Below are 15,338 nucleotides of genomic sequence, written 5' to 3' on the forward strand. Positions count from 1 at the left end.
TGCTCCTTAGAAGAAGACGAGGCGGGCACTGACTCGGGCGCGCGGGACGCTTAGCGGCCCGGGCGCCACGTGGCGCCAGCGTGGCGTTCCGACGCCGGAGCGGGCAACGCGTCCGGCTCGGCGGCAACGGGCGAAGCGACGGTGCGCGGGGCGGCATCGGCAAGCTCGGGGTCTGCGTCCTCACCATGCCGAGCGCGGAACGCCGCGACCTCCGCATTGTGGGCCTTGATGTCCTTGGTGCGATTGGCAATGGACACGAGCAGCGGGGTGGCGAGGAACAGCGAGGAGAAGATGCCCTCGATGACGCCGATGAGCTGAATGAGCGCGAGGTCGCGGAGCGTACCAATGCCGAGGAGCCAGACGGCGACGACGAGCAACGCGATGATCGGCAGGGCCGAGATGACCGAAGTCGAAATCGAACGCATGAGAGTCTGGTTGACGGCGAGGTTGGCCTGCTCCGCGTAGTTGTGCTTGCGCTGGCCTGTGATGCCCTCGGTGTTCTCGTTGACCTTGTCAAAGACGATGACGGAGTCGTAGAGAGAGAACGTGAGGACGGTGAGCAGACCGATGATGACGGCCGGCGAGACCTCGAAGCCAAAGAGCGCGTAGATGCCGGCGATGATGACGGCGTCGACGATGAGCGCGAAGATGGCGGCAAACGCCATGGAGCGCTGCAGGCGGACGGCGACGTAGACCGTAGCGACCGCAAGGAAGACGATCATGGCGAGCAGCATGCGCTGGGTAATGGAGGAACCCCACGACTCGGACACGGTGGAGACACCAATGGCGTCCGGGGTGGCCTTACCCGACTGGTCGACGGGCTGGTACTTGTCGTAGATGGCCTGGCGAGCCGCGTCCGTCTGTTCCTGGCTCAGGCGCTCGGAGGTGACCTCCAGGGTGGCCGAGTCGCCGGAGCCAACGACCTGAGCAATCTCCGGGGTAACTCCCGTGGCTTCCTCGAAGGTGTCAGCGACGTCCGTCGCGACGAGGTCAGCGGCCGGCATGTTGACCGTGGTGCCGCCCTCGAAGTCGATGGAGAGGTTGAAGCCGCGCAGCAGCATAGCCAGGAAGGACACGATGACAAGGCCGACGGTGATGCCGTACCAGAGCTTGGAGCGGCCAATGACGTTGAAGCCGCTGCCTTCGGTGTAGAGGCGGTCGAAGCGGGAAATCTTCTTGCTTGCCATGATTTAGTTCTCCTTCTCCGCGGTGTCCGGGGTGGCCGGGTTCTTCGCGGCGGGGGTGACGGCCGTCTCGGTCGAGGCGGACTTCTTGGCCGGCTTGGCGTAGAAGCCCTGCTCGCGACGCTCCTCGACGAGGTTGAAAATGCCGCCCAGGCCGTTGAGCGCAGGCTTAGCCCACGCGGGCTTGGAAGCGATGAGCTGCATGAGCGGCGCCATGACGAGGAAGGACACAACCAGGTCGAAGGCCGTGGTGAGGCCCATGGTGAACGCGAAGCCCTTGACCTCGCCGATGGCGAGGAGGTAGACGACGACGGCGCCGATGAGGGTGACGGCGTTACCAGTCACGATGGTGGCGCGGGAGCGCTCCCATGCCGTATGAACCGCCGAGCGGAACGTGCGGCCTTCGAGCAACTCATCCTTGATGCGCTCGTAGTAAACGACGAAGGAGTCCGCCGTCGCGCCGATGCCGATGATAAGACCAGCGATACCGGACAGGTCGAGCGAGTAGCCAATCCAACGGCCCAGCAGCACGAGGGTGCCGAAGGTAAGGAAGGCCGAGGCGATCAGCGTGAGGATCGAGAAGACCGACAGCGCACGCATGTAGAACACCGAGTAGATGAGGATGAGGATAAGACCCACGATGCCGGCGATAAGACCAGCCTCCAGCGCGGCCTTACCCAGGGACGGCGGGACGATTTCGGTCGTGCCACCCGGCTCGCCGTTCTCACCGACGAAGGACAGCGGCAGCGCACCGTACTTCAGGTTATTAGCCAGCGACTGTGCCTCGTCCTGAGTGAAACTACCGGTAATCGACGTCGAAGAGCCGTACGGCGTCTGGCCCTGAATGACCGGGGCAGAGATAACAGCCGAGTCGAGCGTGATGGCGATCTGCTGCTGCAGACGTTCCTGCGTGAGGTCCGCCCACGTCTGGGAACCGCTCGGGCCGTCGCCCGTCTTGAAGGCGAAGGAGATTTCCATCTGGCCGGTCTGCGGGTTAAGGCCGCCGTTGATCGGCTTATCGGTGTCGATCTCGTTACCGGTAAGACGCGTGCCGTTTTCGTCCGAGATGCCGTTGAGCAGCGGGGCTTCCTCGAGCAGCAGCGGCTGACCCGTCGTCGAGTCACAGGACGCGAGCGGCTTGGACGGATCATCCGCACCGGCCAGCGGGTCGATGGCACCCGGGGTGCACTGCAGCAGCGTCGAGGCCGCCGAGAGCGTGGTGACGTCCTCGGACTGGCGGTCCTTGAGCAGCATCGCGGTCACTTCGTCGCGGCGCTTGGCCTCCTCGATCGAGTTAGACGGCTCCGGCAGCGGCTTCTCAGTGACCTTCTCCGCCTCTGCCTGGGCGCCCGCCTGGGTAAGCGTCTGCGACAGCTGCGTGAGGCGCGCGTTGGCCTCGTCTGCAGTGAGCACGCCGTACTTCACCCAGCGGTTGGCCATATCGCCAGCGACCTTGCTGATCTTCGAGGTATCCGGCATGGGCTGCGCCATGACCGGGCGGAAGAGCAGCTTGGAGGTTTGGCCCACGGCCTGCGCCTGCGCCGTGTCCTCACCCGGGACGGTAATAACGAGCGTGTTGCCGTTTGTCACGACCTCGGCACCGGACACGCCCTGGCCGTTTACACGCTGCTCCAGAATGGTGCGCGCCTGGGCCAGCTGCTCGGACGTCGGCTCCGCGCCCTGGGGCACGAGGGTGACGCGGGTGCCGCCCTGCAGATCGATACCGAGCTTCGGTGTCGGCGACTTGCTGCCGGTGAAGAAAACCAGGGCGTAGACGACAGCGATGATAAGTACGAAGAGGGCGAGCGCCTTCTTCGGCCATGATCTGCTGCCGCTACCCACGCGAGACTTGCTGCTCAAGGCATGTACTCCTCTGGGGACGTTGAAATAAAAGGGTCAAAATAATCACTGCGGCGCGAAGGTGACACACCTAGGCCGCAGACACGATCCACAATCGTACCTCCTTGCACCTCCAATTCCTTAACGCGCCCCAAGAAAACGCGCGCGTGTGTGACAAGTCCAACCCTGTCCCACACGCGCGTCGGTTCACGCTCCCCGATTGAGTTCTCTCACATCGCGAAAGGCGCCGCCCACACGGACGGCGCCATCTCTCTTGCCTTCGGTTAGCGCTGCGCGCCACCTTGAGCGTCACCCTGTGCATCGTGGCCGTCCTCGTTAAGCGGCGGGTAGTCCTCGCTCGCCGTGGTATCGGCAGCCGGCGTACTGACTGCAGCATCAGACTCCGGACGGATAACCGCGGTGCGTTCCACCGTGGCGGTAACACCCGGCGCAATCTCCACGTCGAGCTCGGTCTCGCGCACCGCAACGACGGTCGCGTGGAAGCCGCCCGCAGTCACCACGCGCGCGCCCGGCGTGAGAGAGGCCTGGAAGGACTCGACCGTCTTACGCGCCGCGCTCTGTTTGCGCATCATAAGAATGTAGGGAACGAAGAGGACAAGCAGAAGGACGATAAGCAAAAGGAAATCCATGGCACCCAGTCTGCCATGCCACTTCCCTGCCCGTCTGCAGCCTGGCGGGGCGTTCGCTCACAGCGTGCGGGGACGAGCGCGCCGTTCCTTAAAACCGATGACGCACCCACGCCGTGGCACTTGCCAAAAATGGTGAAGATTCCGCGCGGAAGGAACGCATTGTTGGCACTCTCGGAGCAAGAAGCTAGAAGAGCGTCGCGCCGATGGTGCCCTCGGGCGGCTCGAGGCCGAGGTGCTGCCAGGCGGCGGCGGTGGCGACGCGGCCGCGGCCGGTGCGGGCGACCATGCCGGCGCGCACGAGGTAGGGCTCGCAGACTTCCTCGACGGTGGAGGGCTCCTCGCCCACCGCGACGGCGAGGGTGGACACGCCCACGGGGCCACCGCCGTGGCCGACGATGAGCGCGCGAAGAACGGCGCGGTCGAGACGGTCGAGCCCCATCTCGTCGACGTCGAATACCTCGAGCGCGCCTTGGGCCGCGGCGAGATCGATGTGGCCGTCACCATTAACCTCAGCAAAGTCCCGGACACGACGAAGCAAGCGGTTGGCGATACGCGGTGTGCCGCGGGAACGGGAACCGATTTCTACGGCGGCATCAGGGTCGATCTTCACGCCGAGGATGTGCGCCGCGCGGGTGATGACACGCGTGAGGTCTTCCGTGTCGTAGTACTCCATCTGCGCGGTGAAACCGAAGCGATCGCGCAGAGGGCCGGTGAGCATGCCCGCGCGGGTGGTCGCGCCCACAAGCGTAAACGGCGGGATCTCGAGCGGGATGGAGGTAGCACCGGGGCCCTTGCCCACGATGACGTCAATACGGAAATCTTCCATCGCCATGTAGAGCATTTCCTCGGCGGGGCGGGCGATGCGGTGGATCTCGTCGATGAAGAGGACGTCGCCTTCCATCAAGTTGGAGAGCATCGCCGCGAGGTCGCCAGCGCGTTCGAGGGCCGGGCCCGAGGTCATGCGCAGCGACGTCCCGAGTTCCTGGGCGATGATCATCGCCATCGTCGTTTTACCCAAGCCCGGAGGCCCGGAGAGCAGGACGTGGTCCGGGGTCACGCCGCGCTGCTTGGCGCCAGTGAGCACGAGGGCGAGCTGCTCGCGGACCTTGGGCTGGCCGATAAACTCGTCGAGCGACTTGGGGCGCAAGGAACGCTCGATGTCGTGCTCGCCGGGCTGCTCGAAGGCGTCGACGTCCGCGTTGCGGTTCGTCGCGGGAATACCGGCCGCCGAGGCCGCCGCGGCCTGGGCCGCGAGATCATCCGGAAGCTTGAATTCGGTGCGCTCTACATCGCTCATGGTCTTTTATCCTAACGAGTTACTTGGCGCGGCCCAGCTGCGCGAGAGCGGCGCGCAGGACAGCGGAGGTCGCAGCAGTGGGCTCGGCGGCGACGACGGCGTCGACAACAGGGCGCGCCGCCTTGTCTGTGAAGCCCAGGCCGATGAGGGCCTCGGTGACTTCGTCGACCGTGGCGGTGGCCGAGGCGGGTGCCGTGGGCGCCGAGGTTCCGGCGTCGGGTACGGCAGAAGTAAAGGCAGACACCTTGTCCTTGAGCTCCAGGGCCATGCGTTCGGCCATGCGCTTGCCCACGCCGGGGATGGACTGGAGGCGCTTGGTGTCCCCGCCCGAGATTGCTGCGGCGAGGTCGCCCGCGCCCATGACGGACAGCGCCGCCATGGCGAGCTTGGCGCCCATGCCGGAGACGGTCTGCAGCGTGTGGAACATGTCACGGTCTGCAAAATCACTAAACCCGTAGAGGGTCATGGAGTCTTCCTTGACCACCAGCGAAGTCAGCACTCGGGTCTCCTCGCCGCGGCGCAGCATGGACAGCGTGGTGGGCGTGGCGAGCACGCTGTAGCCCACGCCCGCGCATTCAATGACGGCGTGGTCGAGTGCGATATCAATGACCTCGCCGTGCAGGGAAGCAATCATGGAATCCTCCTAGAGATGAGACGTACGGGTGCGTGAGGCGTTCGTGCCGCCAGTGGTGCCAGGCGCGACGCCGGAGCCTGTGCCGAGTGCCTGGGCTTGGCGGGCGAGCAACGGGGCGCGCCAGGCGTGGCAGACGGCCAACGCGAGGGCATCGGCGGCATCGGCAGGCTTAGGCGGAGCTGTCAGGCCGAGGATACGGGTAATCATGGCCGTCATCTGCTTCTTGTCCGCGCGGCCGTTTCCGGAGATAGCCTTCTTGACCTCGGACGGAGTGTACATGTAGACGGGGATGTCGCGCTCCGCCGCGGCGAGGACGAGCACACCCACGGCGTGGGCCGTGTGCATGACTGTGGAGACCTCACCACGCTCAAACACGCGCTCGATGGCGACGACGTCCGGCGTGTAGTCATCCGTCCATTCGCGCACCGCCTGCGACAGGCGCAGGAGACGCTCCCCCAGCTCCGCGCCCGACGGCGTGCGGGCCACGCCCACGGCAACGGGAAAGACTTGGCGGCCGCGGCCCGTTTGGACCACGGACAAGCCACACCGGGTAAGCCCCGGGTCGATGCCCATGACGCGCACGCGCCACCTCCTTTTACTACATACGTTCTATAAATTAGCACAAAAAAGAGGCGCCGCGCGGGCGCCCCTTGACACACTACGAAAGCTTAGTCTTCAGCCTCGAGCTCAGCGAGGACCTCGTCCGAGAGATCCATGTTGGTGTAGACGTTCTGCACGTCATCCGACTCCTCGAGGGCGTCGATGAGGCGGAAGATCTTCTTCGCGTCGTTGGCCTGCAGCGGCACGTCGACGGAAGCACGGAAATCGTTATCCGTGTCGTCGACCTCAATGCCAGCCTCGGTGAGCGCGTCCTTAACGGCCGGGATATCGCCCGGGGCGCAGACAACCTCAAAGCGCTCGCGCAAGTCGTTGACCTCTTCGGCACCAGCGTCGAGCACGGCCATGAGGACGTCATCCTCGGTCAGCTCGCCCTTGGCCACGAAGACCAGGCCGGTGCGGGAGAACATGTAGGACACGGAACCGGACTCACCCAGGTTGCCGCCGTTCTTGGACATCGCGGTGCGCACGTCCGTGGCCGCACGGTTGCGGTTATCGGTAAGGCACTCGATGAGCATGGCCACGCCGTTAGGGCCGTAGCCCTCGTACATGATGGTCTCCCAGTCTGCGCCACCGGCCTCTTCGCCGGAGCCGCGCTTGCGGGCACGCTCGATATTGTCGTTCGGGACGGAGGCCTTCTTGGCCTTCTTGATCATGTCGTCGAGGGTCGGGTTCGCCGCCGGATCGCCACCACCAGTCCGAGCCGCAACCTCGATGTTCTTGATCAGCTTGGCAAATTCCTTGCCGCGCTTGGCGTCGTTGGCTGCCTTCTTGTGCTTCGTGGTAGCCCATTTGGAGTGGCCGGACATGGTCCATCCCCTTTCGGATTGGCGAATTTTTCTCGGTTGCCCATTATACGGATTTACGCCTGGGCCGTTTTTAAAGACCCTCCCTTAACGTGCAGGGTTTAAGCCCAGTGTTGCTCAGGGGTCGCGCGCGTGAGTCCTTCCTGGGACGTCGCTGCGACGAGCTCGCCGTGGTGGTTGTAAATGAGGCCGCGCGCGAGCCCCGTGCCATTTTCCGCCGATGGCGAATCCAAATGGTAAAGCAGCCAGTCAGTCACGCGCAGCGGACGGAAGAACCACACCACGTGATCGAGGCTGGCCATCTGCACGCGCGCGCCGGAGTGCGGGATGAGCGTCGCGCGCAGAAGCAGCATGTCCGTCATATACGTCAGCGCCGCCTGGTGGAACGCGTCATCGTCCGGCAGGTCCGCCGCTGTGTTGCGCAGCCACGCGTCACCAAAGCCACGACCAGTGGGCGACGGAATATCCATGTCCCGGTCCGGAACGACGCGGATGTCCCACTCCGCCCAGTCACCGAGCACCACGCGTGCCGATGCCGCGTGCGCCGGGGCCGGCTCGAGGGTCTCCGCGTCCGGAACCCTCGGCATGGGCGCGGCATGGCTGGGGCCCAAGTCACCAGAGCGGTGAAAGCTTGCGATCATGACGTTCTTGAGGTCGCCGTCCTGGTAGGCACGCGTCTCACGCACACAAAACGAGCGGCCGTCGCGAAGCTTTTCCACCCGCAGCTCCAGTGGCTTTGTGGAGTCAGACGGCGCCACGAAGTAGCAGTGCAGCGAGTGGACGAGTTTGTCCTCTACGGTGTGTTGCGCCGCGCGCAGGGCCTGCCCGGCGACCTGACCGCCAAACGTCCGCGTGATGTTCGAAGGCACCGCGGGACCCAGGAATTGCGTCGCCGCGTGGAGCGGGTCCGTCGCGCGCAAGGCGAGCACATCCGCGATTCTTTGCATGGTGATCTCCTCCGTGGTCCGCTGACATTAGAGCACGTCGCTAACGCCCGTTCATGGCGCCCGGGCGACCCCGGGCCAACGGTGCAAGTATAGGACCGATCTCACTTGCTATTGTTCTAGGGGTTACGTCTACCCTCGCCGCGTGAAAGTTGCCCGCATGTTGTCTCGTCTCCTCCGTTCCGTCCCCGCCGTGTGGGTCGGCTGGGTCGTCGCCCGGTTGCTCTCCGTCTGGTTTATCAAGCTCGAAGACAATCCGCTGGGCGACGTGTACTACTACCACTTTGGCATCTACGGGGATGACCCCACGGCCATGACGGAATATCCGTGGCTCGGACAGCTGCCTTCGGCACTGCTTGCCCGCCTCGTCGGACCCGACTTCCACGTCTATTGGATCGCCTTCCCCATTATGATCCTCGTCCTCGACGCGGCGTTTATGGCGCTCGTGCTGCGTCGCCATCCTGAGACGAAGGCTGCCATCGATGCCGCGTGGCTCTGGGTCTTCTTCGGCACAGCCGCCGGCCAGGTCTTCCTGCTGCGTCTCGACCTCTTCCCCGCCCTCGTCGTCGCGGCCGCGGGATACTTCCTCTTCAAGCACCCGGCTCTGTCCGGCGCGATGGTGGCTATCGCCACCGCCATGAAGCTGTGGCCGGGCGTGCTCGCCGCGGGCATCGTGGGCCGGGCCACCCGTGGGCGCACGTGGTCCGCACTTGCAGCCTTCGTGGGCACCGGCGCCGCCGTCGTCGCCGCGACCATCGCCTTCGCGGGCGTGGACCGGCTCACTTCGCCGCTTGATTACCAAGAGGTCCGCGGCCTCCAGATCGAGTCCGTCGCCGCCACTCCGTTCGTCTACCGCAACTTCTTCGACCTGGGCACATGGAAGCTTGCCTATGCCCCCTCCAAGAGCTTCGAAATCACCGGCCCCGGCGTTGAGACGGCCACCCAGATCACCACGTTCGCCATGGCTGCCGTCGTCCTCTTCGGCTTGGGCTGGGCCCTCTATCGTTTTATCCGTGGCGGCTGGACCCCGGAGAGCACCCTCGCCTTCTTCGTCCTCATGGTCCTTCTGCTCATCGTGACGAACAAGGTCTTTTCCACGCAGTACATCACGTGGCTTGGGCCCCTCCTCGTGGTCGCCTTGGCGCGCGGCGGCTGGCCCACCGCGCAGCGCACGCTGCTGTGGACGCTCGCCGTCTTCGCCGTCGTCTGCGCCGGCCTGGGCACCTTCGTCTACCCGTTCAACTACGAGGCCATCTACTCCCCCGATGGCACGCAGTTTCTGCCCATCGCCGCCCTTGCACTGCGCAACGTCCTCGTCGTGCTCATGGCACTAGTCGCCGCGGTGTGGTTCGTTCTTGCCTGCCGGAATCCGCGCAGCGGCGCGATGAGCGCCGGGCCAGCGGCCGGTACGCCGGGCGTCACGTCCACAGCCGCTGCGCCGAGCAGCAATCCCGCGGCGGAAGCAGACCCCCAGCGCGAACAGCCTGCGCAGAGCCACCCACACTCTGCGCCCTCCCCGAAGCTATAACGTCACCGCGCCTTACTACTGCGCCTCCGGCAGGCCGACGAATTCAAAGAACTCCGGCAGGCGCGCCGTGCCGCCCAGGCGCAGGCCGCGCACGAGCGGCCGCAGACGCAACGCGCGGGTATCGGACACCGCTTCGTTATAAAAACGGTGCGCGAGCTGCACCCGGGTCTCGGCCTCGACGAGCTCAGCTGGCCGTTGCGGGAACGCACGCGCAATGTCGGCCGTGAGTTCGCGCTCGCACACGCTTCGCTGTTCAAAGGCGCCGTCCGTAAGCGTGGCGGACTCCGCGGCGCGGGCCGCCTCGCGCAGCGAGGGTTCGAGAGCCGCCGCCACCGCAGCCCGGCGGTCTAGCGCCGCCTCGAGCTGCGCGAGCGAAGAGTCGATACGTATGTGCAGGCGATTGAGCCGCTGCGCCGTAAAATACGCCCAGGCAAGGATAACCGCGACGATAATCGCGACGACGGCAACGATCACATAATCCATTACGCCCTCACCTTCGATCCGTCCTGGACCGTCTCGTAGACCTGCAGCACCTGCGTGGCCACGTTGTCCCAGTCATATATCGCAGCCCGTGCACATCCGGCGTCGCGTAGCCGAGCGCGCTGTTCTGGCGAGTCAGTGAGCTCACGCAGGGCAAGCGCGAGGTCCGCGGCGTCGCCGGTCCGGAAGAGTCGGCCCGCGGGCTGTTCCGAGTCCGCGTCACACACGGCCGCGAAAGCTTCAAGGTCGCTGGCGACGACGGCCGCGCCGGCCGCCATGGCCTCGACGAGCACAATGCCGAAGGACTCCCCGCCCAGGTTCGGCGCGACATAAATATCCGCGCGACCGAGAATCTCGGCCTTCTCCGCGTCCGACACTCGGCCCACGAAGTCCACACCCTCCACGGAGCGCGGGCTGCCGCCGCCCATGACGGTCACGCGGACGTCGCGCTCCAGAACCTCCAGGGCCTTGAGCAGGACGTCGAGCCCCTTGCGCGGCTCATCGAGGCGGCCCAAGAAGACAATCTCCACAGGGCCCTCAGTGGAAGGCTCGCGCGCGGCCGCCGCGTAGACGGAGGTATCCACGCCGTTCGGAATGAGCACAGGGTCGCCGCCCAGCTGTTCCACCTGCCAGCGCCGTGCCATCTCAGAGACCGCTATCCCGCCGCGGACCTTTTCCAGCATGGGCATGAGGAAGGGCTTAGCCATGGTGAGCAGCCGCGAACTTGCCGCCGAGGCGTGATACGTCGCCACGATGGGCCCCTGCGCAATCCGCAGCGCCGCCATGGAAAAGGACGGACTATTGGGTTCGTGAATGTGGAGGATGTCGAAGTTGCCCTCGCGGATAAACCGACGCGTCGTCCGCACAACCTGCGGTCCAATGGACAATCGCGCCACGGAGCCGTTGTAGTTGATGGGAATCGAGCCTCCGCCCTTGACCACGAAGTCCGGCAGCGAGGTTTCCGGCGCCGCGGGGCCCAGCACCTGGACCTCGTGGCCGCGCTCGATGAGTACCGTCGCCAAGTCAATGATGTGCGCCTGCACGCCGCCGGGCTCATCGAAAGAATAAGGGCAGACAAAGCCAATTTTCATTCATTGTCCTTTCGCGCGGCGCGTGCGACGCGCCTCTACGTCGACGTTCCACTCCGGCTGCAGCATATGCCAATCCGCCGGGTGCGCCTCGATGTTCTCCGCAAAGCCATCGGCGAGGCGCTGAGTGGTCTCCTCCACCGTCGTCACCTCGACCGGCTCGGAGACGCTCAGGCCCCAGCCGTCGCCCTCGAACCAGGAGTGCACGACGTGCAGTGCCGCGCCCGTCTCCCGCGCGAGGACCGCCGGGCCCGCCGCGAAGTTGGCCTCCTCGCCAAAGAAATTCACGGTGACGCCGGTACGCGTGAGGTCGCGCTCGGCGAGCAGGCACACGACGCCTCCTTGCTCGAGCACAGACTTAAGGTGCGCCATGGGGTGCTCCCCGCCCGTGAGCGGCAACACCTCGAAGCCCAGGGACTCGCGGAAATCCACGAAGGCGTTGAAGAGGACTTCAGGCTTGACCCGCTCGGCCACCGTCGTAAACGATCGGCCGCGCCCGATAAGCGTCACGCCAGCCATGTCCCAGTTGCCCGAGTGCGGCAGCGCCAGGATGACCCCGCGCCCTGTGCTTTCCGATGCCGCGAAATGCTCAAACCCCTGCAACCCCGCGTTCAGCTTCGCTAGAAGATGCGGATCCTCATGCAAAGCCTGCAGGCGGAACGCCTCTTTCCAGTAGCGCATGTAGGAGCGCATCGAATCGCGCACCAGCTCGCGCGTGACGTTCTCCGGGCCCACGACACGCGCCAGGTTGCGGCGGAGCATCTCCATGCCCCGGCCGTTGTCCGAGGCATAATCGGCCCCGCGCTCGAAGATCCACGAGGCCACGGAGTCCGGTAAATAGCGGACAAGCCGCCAGCCGGCGAGGTAACCGGCGGCGGCAAGGTGTTCGGTCAGGAGAGCAGGCTTGCTCATGCGTGTCCGGCCTTTCTAGAGGTCTTCTTTAAAGCGTGCCTTCGTGTCCTGGCGGCGGGCCTGCAGCATGCGCTCAATAACGGTCCAGATGGAACCGACCACGAGGATCCACAGGGCGACCTCGATGGAGTACGGGATGCCGAGGCCCTCGAAGCCCACGCCCACGAGACCGATGATGAGGCGCTCGGGGCGCTCGATGAGACCGCCCACAATCGTGAAACCGCTCGCCTCTCCGCGCGCCTTGATATACGAAATGACCTGCGAGCACACGAGAACGATGAGGCACGCCACCACGGTCCACGAGCTCGCGTGGTCCACGTAAACCAACCAGTAGACGATGGAGGCAAACAGTGCGCCGTCCGTGATGCGGTCGCACGACGCATCGAGGGTCGCACCAAAACGCGAACCGCCCGTGGTCATGCGGGCCATCGTGCCATCGAGCATGTCGAACGCGGCAAAGAGACCGGAGAGGATGGCGGCAGCGAAGAGATGGTTCGTGGGGATGAGGACCACGGCGATCGCGATGGTGACCACCGTGCCCACCACGGTCACGACGTTGGGCGTGAGCCCCATTTTGAGAAATGTCTTGGCGACGGGTTCCACCACGACGGCGGCCGGCTTGCGGCCATGCACACTAAGCATGCTTGTCTTCCTCTTCGATTTCTTGCCACCCTGCGGCGAGCACCGCGCGGGTATCCCTCAGCAACGCAGGCAAAACCTTCGTGCCGTCGATGATAGTCATAAAGTTGCTGTCGCCCGCCCAGCGCGGCACGACGTGCAGGTGAAGATGGTCACCCACCGAGCCGCCCGAGGCCTTACCCAGGTTGAAGCCGACGTTGATGGCCTCCGGCCGGGAGACGCGCTTGAGCGTGCGCACAGCCTTCTTCGCGAAGGCCATAAGCTCAGCCGTTTCCGCGTCCGTCAGGTTCTCCAGCTGGGATTCCTTGCGGTACGGCACGACCATGAGGTGCCCCGCGTTATACGGAAACAGGTTGAGCAACGCATAGACGTGCTCGCCGCGCGCGATGATGAGCGCGTCCTCGTCCGACTTCTTCGGCGCCTCGACGAAGGGATCCGTGGACGTGCGTCCCGGGTCCGTGATGTAGGCCTGTCGGAACGGCGCCCACAGACGCTCCAAGCGATCGGGCGTGCCTACGCCGGAGTCAACGTACGTGCCCGCGTGAGCGGGCTCGCCCGCGGGCACGTCGGCCGAACCGGCGGCATCGGAAGGCTTAAACGCGGGCACCGATGTTTCCCTCAGACGGCTGCTCGTTGTTGCGCGAGCGGATCCAGTCCTCGATGACATCGACCGCGCGGCCCACCGGCACGCCGTTGACCTGCGTGCCGTCCAGGAAGCGGAAGGACACGGCGTCGGCCTCGACATCGCGGGCACCGGCTAGGAGCATGAACGGCACCTTGCCCGTGGTGTGATTGCGGATCTTCTTCTGCATGCGGTCGTCCGAGGTATCGACAGTCGCGCGCACACCGCGGGCACGCAGCTGCTCCATGATCCTCTCCAAGTGCGGCGCGAAATCGTCCGCGACCGGAATACCGATGACCTGGTGCGGCGCCAGCCAGGCCGGGAAGGCGCCGGCGTAGTGCTCAAGCAGCACGCCGAAGAAACGCTCGATGGAGCCGAAGAGCGCGCGGTGGATCATGATCGGGCGCTTCTTCGTGCCGTCCTGCGCGGTGTACTCCAGCTCGAAACGCTCCGGCAGGTTGAAGTCGAGCTGCACCGTGGACATCTGCCACGTACGGCCAATAGCGTCACGCGCCTGGACCGAAATCTTCGGGCCGTAGAACGCGGCACCCGCCGGGTCCGGCACGAGCTCGAGGCCCGAACGCTCCGCGACGCGCTGCAGGATCTCCGTGGAGCGCTCCCAAATCTCGTCCGAGCCCACAAACTTATTCGGGTCCTTGGTGGACAGCTCCAGGTAGAAGTCGTCCAAGCCGTAGTCCTTGAGCAGCGAGATGATGAACTCGAGCACGCTCGTGAGCTCTTCCTCGAGCTGATCCTCGGTGCAGTAGATGTGCGAGTCGTCCTGCGTGAAGCCGCGGGCACGCGTGAGGCCATGGATAACGCCCGACTTCTCGTAGCGGTAGACCGTACCGAACTCGAAGAGGCGCAGCGGCAGCTCACGGTAGGAGCGACCACGCGACGCGAAGATGAGGTTGTGCATGGGGCAGTTCATCGGCTTGGCGTAGTAATCCTGCGCCTGCTTGGTGACGTTGCCTTCCTCGTCCGTCTCGCCGTCGAGCTGCATGGGCGGGAACATGCCGTCCTTGTAGAAGTCTAGGTGGCCGGACTTGGCGAAGAGGTCGCCCTTCGTGATGTGCGGAGTGTTGACGAAGTCGTAGCCGGCCGCGATGTGGCGGCGACGGGAGTGCTCCTCCATCTCCAGACGGATGATGCCGCCGTTCGGGTGGAACACCGGGAAGCCAGAGCCAATCTCGTCCGGGAAGCTGAACAGGTCCAGCTCTTGGCCCAAGCGGCGGTGGTCGCGCTTCTCCGCCTCTTCCAGCATGGTCTGGTACGCCTCGAGCTGCTCCTTGGACTCGAAGGCCGTGCCGTAGATGCGCTGCAGGCCGGCATTGTTCTGGTCGCCACGCCAGTAGGCGGCAGAAGAACGGGTGAGCGCGAAGGCCGGGATGTACTTCGTGGTCGGCACGTGCGGCCCACGGCACAGGTCGAACCACTCGACCTCGCCCGTGCGCGGGTTGACGTTGTCGTAGTGCGTGAGATCGCCCGCGCCCACCTCGGCGGCCTCGTCCGAATCCGGGTCGACGTTGGATTTGTCGACCACGAGCTCGAGCTTGAACGGCTCCTCGGCCAGCGCCTTCTCCGCTTCCTCGTTGGAGGCGTAGGTGTGGCGCTCGAAGCGCTGTGCGGACTTGATGATCTTCTTCATCCGCTTCTCAATGTTCTTCAGGTCTTCCGGCGTAAACGGCTCGGCCGTCTGGAAGTCAAAGTAGAAGCCGTTCTCGATGGCCGGGCCAATGCCCAACTTCGTGCCCGGGAAAAGATCCTGCACGGCCTGCGCCATGACGTGACCCGTGGAGTGGCGGATGACGGCGCGACCGTCTTCCTCACTCGCTGCGACCGGCGTGAACACGGTGTCCGTCTCCGGGGTGTGGGAGAGGTCGAAGAGCATGCCGCTCTCGTCACGGACAACCACAACGGCCTCCGGGCCCTTGTTCGGCAAGTCCTTGAGGGCCTGGCCCACCGGAGTGCCGGCCGGGACCGTCACGGGCTCGTAGTTCACCGGTACAGCAGGGATCATTTCCGCCATGTCGCGCTCCTTATGCGCTCACGCGGGACGGGCATACCTGGCCAGCCCCGCTAAAGGTCAAGATACAG

Annotated in this window: 15 protein-coding genes; 1 reads left to right on the forward strand and 14 read right to left on the reverse strand. The window is 65.1% G+C overall.

All coding sequences use genetic code 11. The features are described from left to right. Nucleotides 1-50: 50 nt before the first annotated feature. From secF to HMPREF3227_RS12470, 8 genes are all read right to left on the reverse strand, one after another. Nucleotides 51-1,187, reverse strand: coding sequence for a protein translocase subunit SecF (secF, locus tag HMPREF3227_RS12435; RefSeq protein ID WP_066513416.1), 1,137 nt, complete (start codon nucleotides 1,185-1,187; stop codon nucleotides 51-53). 3 nt (nucleotides 1,188-1,190) lie between these two features. Next, on the reverse strand, nucleotides 1,191-3,044 hold the full coding sequence (gene secD / locus HMPREF3227_RS12440; RefSeq protein WP_066493057.1) for a protein translocase subunit SecD: 1,854 nt from the start codon (nucleotides 3,042-3,044) through the stop codon (nucleotides 1,191-1,193). Between the two features lie 263 nt (nucleotides 3,045-3,307). Continuing rightward, nucleotides 3,308-3,673 (reverse strand): preprotein translocase subunit YajC, encoded by a 366-nt coding sequence (gene yajC, locus HMPREF3227_RS12445; protein WP_066493055.1) that lies wholly within the window; start codon nucleotides 3,671-3,673, stop codon nucleotides 3,308-3,310. A 184-nt stretch (nucleotides 3,674-3,857) separates the two neighbouring features. Then, a complete protein-coding gene (ruvB, locus tag HMPREF3227_RS12450) occupies nucleotides 3,858-4,970 on the reverse strand; it encodes a Holliday junction branch migration DNA helicase RuvB (protein ID WP_066493053.1) in 1,113 nt (370 codons plus the stop codon). 19 nt (nucleotides 4,971-4,989) lie between these two features. After that, on the reverse strand, nucleotides 4,990-5,604 hold the full coding sequence (ruvA, locus tag HMPREF3227_RS12455) for a Holliday junction branch migration protein RuvA (protein ID WP_066493051.1): 615 nt from the start codon (nucleotides 5,602-5,604) through the stop codon (nucleotides 4,990-4,992). A 9-nt stretch (nucleotides 5,605-5,613) separates the two neighbouring features. After that, entirely contained in the window at nucleotides 5,614-6,177 is a 564-nt protein-coding gene (ruvC, locus tag HMPREF3227_RS12460) for a crossover junction endodeoxyribonuclease RuvC (protein WP_066513485.1), read from the reverse strand. A 95-nt stretch (nucleotides 6,178-6,272) separates the two neighbouring features. After that, nucleotides 6,273-7,031 carry a YebC/PmpR family DNA-binding transcriptional regulator gene (locus HMPREF3227_RS12465; RefSeq protein WP_066493050.1) on the reverse strand — a complete coding sequence of 253 codons (759 nt, stop codon included), beginning with the start codon at nucleotides 7,029-7,031 and terminating at the stop codon, nucleotides 6,273-6,275. A 98-nt stretch (nucleotides 7,032-7,129) separates the two neighbouring features. Next, a complete protein-coding gene (locus tag HMPREF3227_RS12470) occupies nucleotides 7,130-7,975 on the reverse strand; it encodes an acyl-CoA thioesterase (protein ID WP_066493048.1) in 846 nt (281 codons plus the stop codon). Between the two features lie 157 nt (nucleotides 7,976-8,132). On the opposite strand from HMPREF3227_RS12470, the gene HMPREF3227_RS12475 reads away from it, so the two are divergent. Next, a complete protein-coding gene (locus HMPREF3227_RS12475) occupies nucleotides 8,133-9,500 on the forward strand; it encodes a glycosyltransferase 87 family protein (RefSeq protein WP_082750361.1) in 1,368 nt (455 codons plus the stop codon). Nucleotides 9,501-9,515: 15 nt separating this feature from the next. Here the strand turns inward: HMPREF3227_RS12475 and HMPREF3227_RS12480 are convergent, their stop codons facing one another. Genes HMPREF3227_RS12480 through thrS form a run of 6 tightly spaced genes read right to left on the reverse strand, consistent with a single transcriptional unit; the run spans nucleotide 9,516 to nucleotide 15,270 of the window. Continuing rightward, complete coding sequence (locus HMPREF3227_RS12480) at nucleotides 9,516-9,983, reverse strand: hypothetical protein (RefSeq protein WP_066493047.1); 468 nt, start codon at nucleotides 9,981-9,983, stop codon at nucleotides 9,516-9,518. Further along, a complete protein-coding gene (locus HMPREF3227_RS12485; protein WP_066513417.1) occupies nucleotides 9,983-11,071 on the reverse strand; it encodes a glycosyltransferase family 4 protein in 1,089 nt (362 codons plus the stop codon). Before HMPREF3227_RS12485 ends, HMPREF3227_RS12480 begins: the two co-directional genes overlap by 1 nt. Continuing rightward, nucleotides 11,072-11,980, reverse strand: coding sequence for a phosphatidylinositol mannoside acyltransferase (locus HMPREF3227_RS12490; protein ID WP_066513421.1), 909 nt, complete (start codon nucleotides 11,978-11,980; stop codon nucleotides 11,072-11,074). It abuts the gene before it with no gap. Between the two features lie 15 nt (nucleotides 11,981-11,995). Next, nucleotides 11,996-12,622 (reverse strand): phosphatidylinositol phosphate synthase, encoded by a 627-nt coding sequence (pgsA, locus tag HMPREF3227_RS12495; RefSeq protein WP_066493038.1) that lies wholly within the window; start codon nucleotides 12,620-12,622, stop codon nucleotides 11,996-11,998. Next, complete coding sequence (locus HMPREF3227_RS12500; protein WP_369799447.1) at nucleotides 12,615-13,226, reverse strand: HIT family protein; 612 nt, start codon at nucleotides 13,224-13,226, stop codon at nucleotides 12,615-12,617. Before HMPREF3227_RS12500 ends, pgsA begins: the two co-directional genes overlap by 8 nt. After that, nucleotides 13,213-15,270: a threonine--tRNA ligase gene (thrS, locus tag HMPREF3227_RS12505; protein ID WP_066513423.1), complete on the reverse strand. Its 2,058-nt coding sequence runs from the start codon at nucleotides 15,268-15,270 to the stop codon at nucleotides 13,213-13,215. Before thrS ends, HMPREF3227_RS12500 begins: the two co-directional genes overlap by 14 nt. Between the last annotated feature and the right edge of the window lie 68 nt (nucleotides 15,271-15,338).

Source organism: Corynebacterium sp. CMW7794 (assembly GCF_001563605.1).
GTDB classification, from domain to species: Bacteria; Actinomycetota; Actinomycetes; order Mycobacteriales; family Mycobacteriaceae; genus Corynebacterium; species Corynebacterium phoceense.

What these genes read in the sequence shown, in the direction of transcription:
- HMPREF3227_RS12480 (WP_066493047.1), bottom strand. Translation starts at nt 9,983, where the DNA reads ATGGATTATGTGATCGTTGCCGTCGTCGCGATTATCGTCGCGGTTATC.
- HMPREF3227_RS12475 (WP_082750361.1), top strand. Translation starts at nt 8,133, where the DNA reads ATGTTGTCTCGTCTCCTCCGTTCCGTCCCCGCCGTGTGGGTCGGCTGG.
- pgsA (WP_066493038.1), bottom strand. Translation starts at nt 12,622, where the DNA reads ATGCTTAGTGTGCATGGCCGCAAGCCGGCCGCCGTCGTGGTGGAACCC.
- HMPREF3227_RS12485 (WP_066513417.1), bottom strand. Translation starts at nt 11,071, where the DNA reads ATGAAAATTGGCTTTGTCTGCCCTTATTCTTTCGATGAGCCCGGCGGC.
- thrS (WP_066513423.1), bottom strand. Translation starts at nt 15,270, where the DNA reads ATGGCGGAAATGATCCCTGCTGTACCGGTGAACTACGAGCCCGTGACG.
- HMPREF3227_RS12490 (WP_066513421.1), bottom strand. Translation starts at nt 11,980, where the DNA reads ATGAGCAAGCCTGCTCTCCTGACCGAACACCTTGCCGCCGCCGGTTAC.
- HMPREF3227_RS12470 (WP_066493048.1), bottom strand. Translation starts at nt 7,975, where the DNA reads ATGCAAAGAATCGCGGATGTGCTCGCCTTGCGCGCGACGGACCCGCTC.
- HMPREF3227_RS12465 (WP_066493050.1), bottom strand. Translation starts at nt 7,031, where the DNA reads ATGTCCGGCCACTCCAAATGGGCTACCACGAAGCACAAGAAGGCAGCC.
- ruvA (WP_066493051.1), bottom strand. Translation starts at nt 5,604, where the DNA reads ATGATTGCTTCCCTGCACGGCGAGGTCATTGATATCGCACTCGACCAC.
- ruvB (WP_066493053.1), bottom strand. Translation starts at nt 4,970, where the DNA reads ATGAGCGATGTAGAGCGCACCGAATTCAAGCTTCCGGATGATCTCGCG.
- yajC (WP_066493055.1), bottom strand. Translation starts at nt 3,673, where the DNA reads ATGGATTTCCTTTTGCTTATCGTCCTTCTGCTTGTCCTCTTCGTTCCC.
- ruvC (WP_066513485.1), bottom strand. Translation starts at nt 6,177, where the DNA reads ATGGGCATCGACCCGGGGCTTACCCGGTGTGGCTTGTCCGTGGTCCAA.
- secF (WP_066513416.1), bottom strand. Translation starts at nt 1,187, where the DNA reads ATGGCAAGCAAGAAGATTTCCCGCTTCGACCGCCTCTACACCGAAGGC.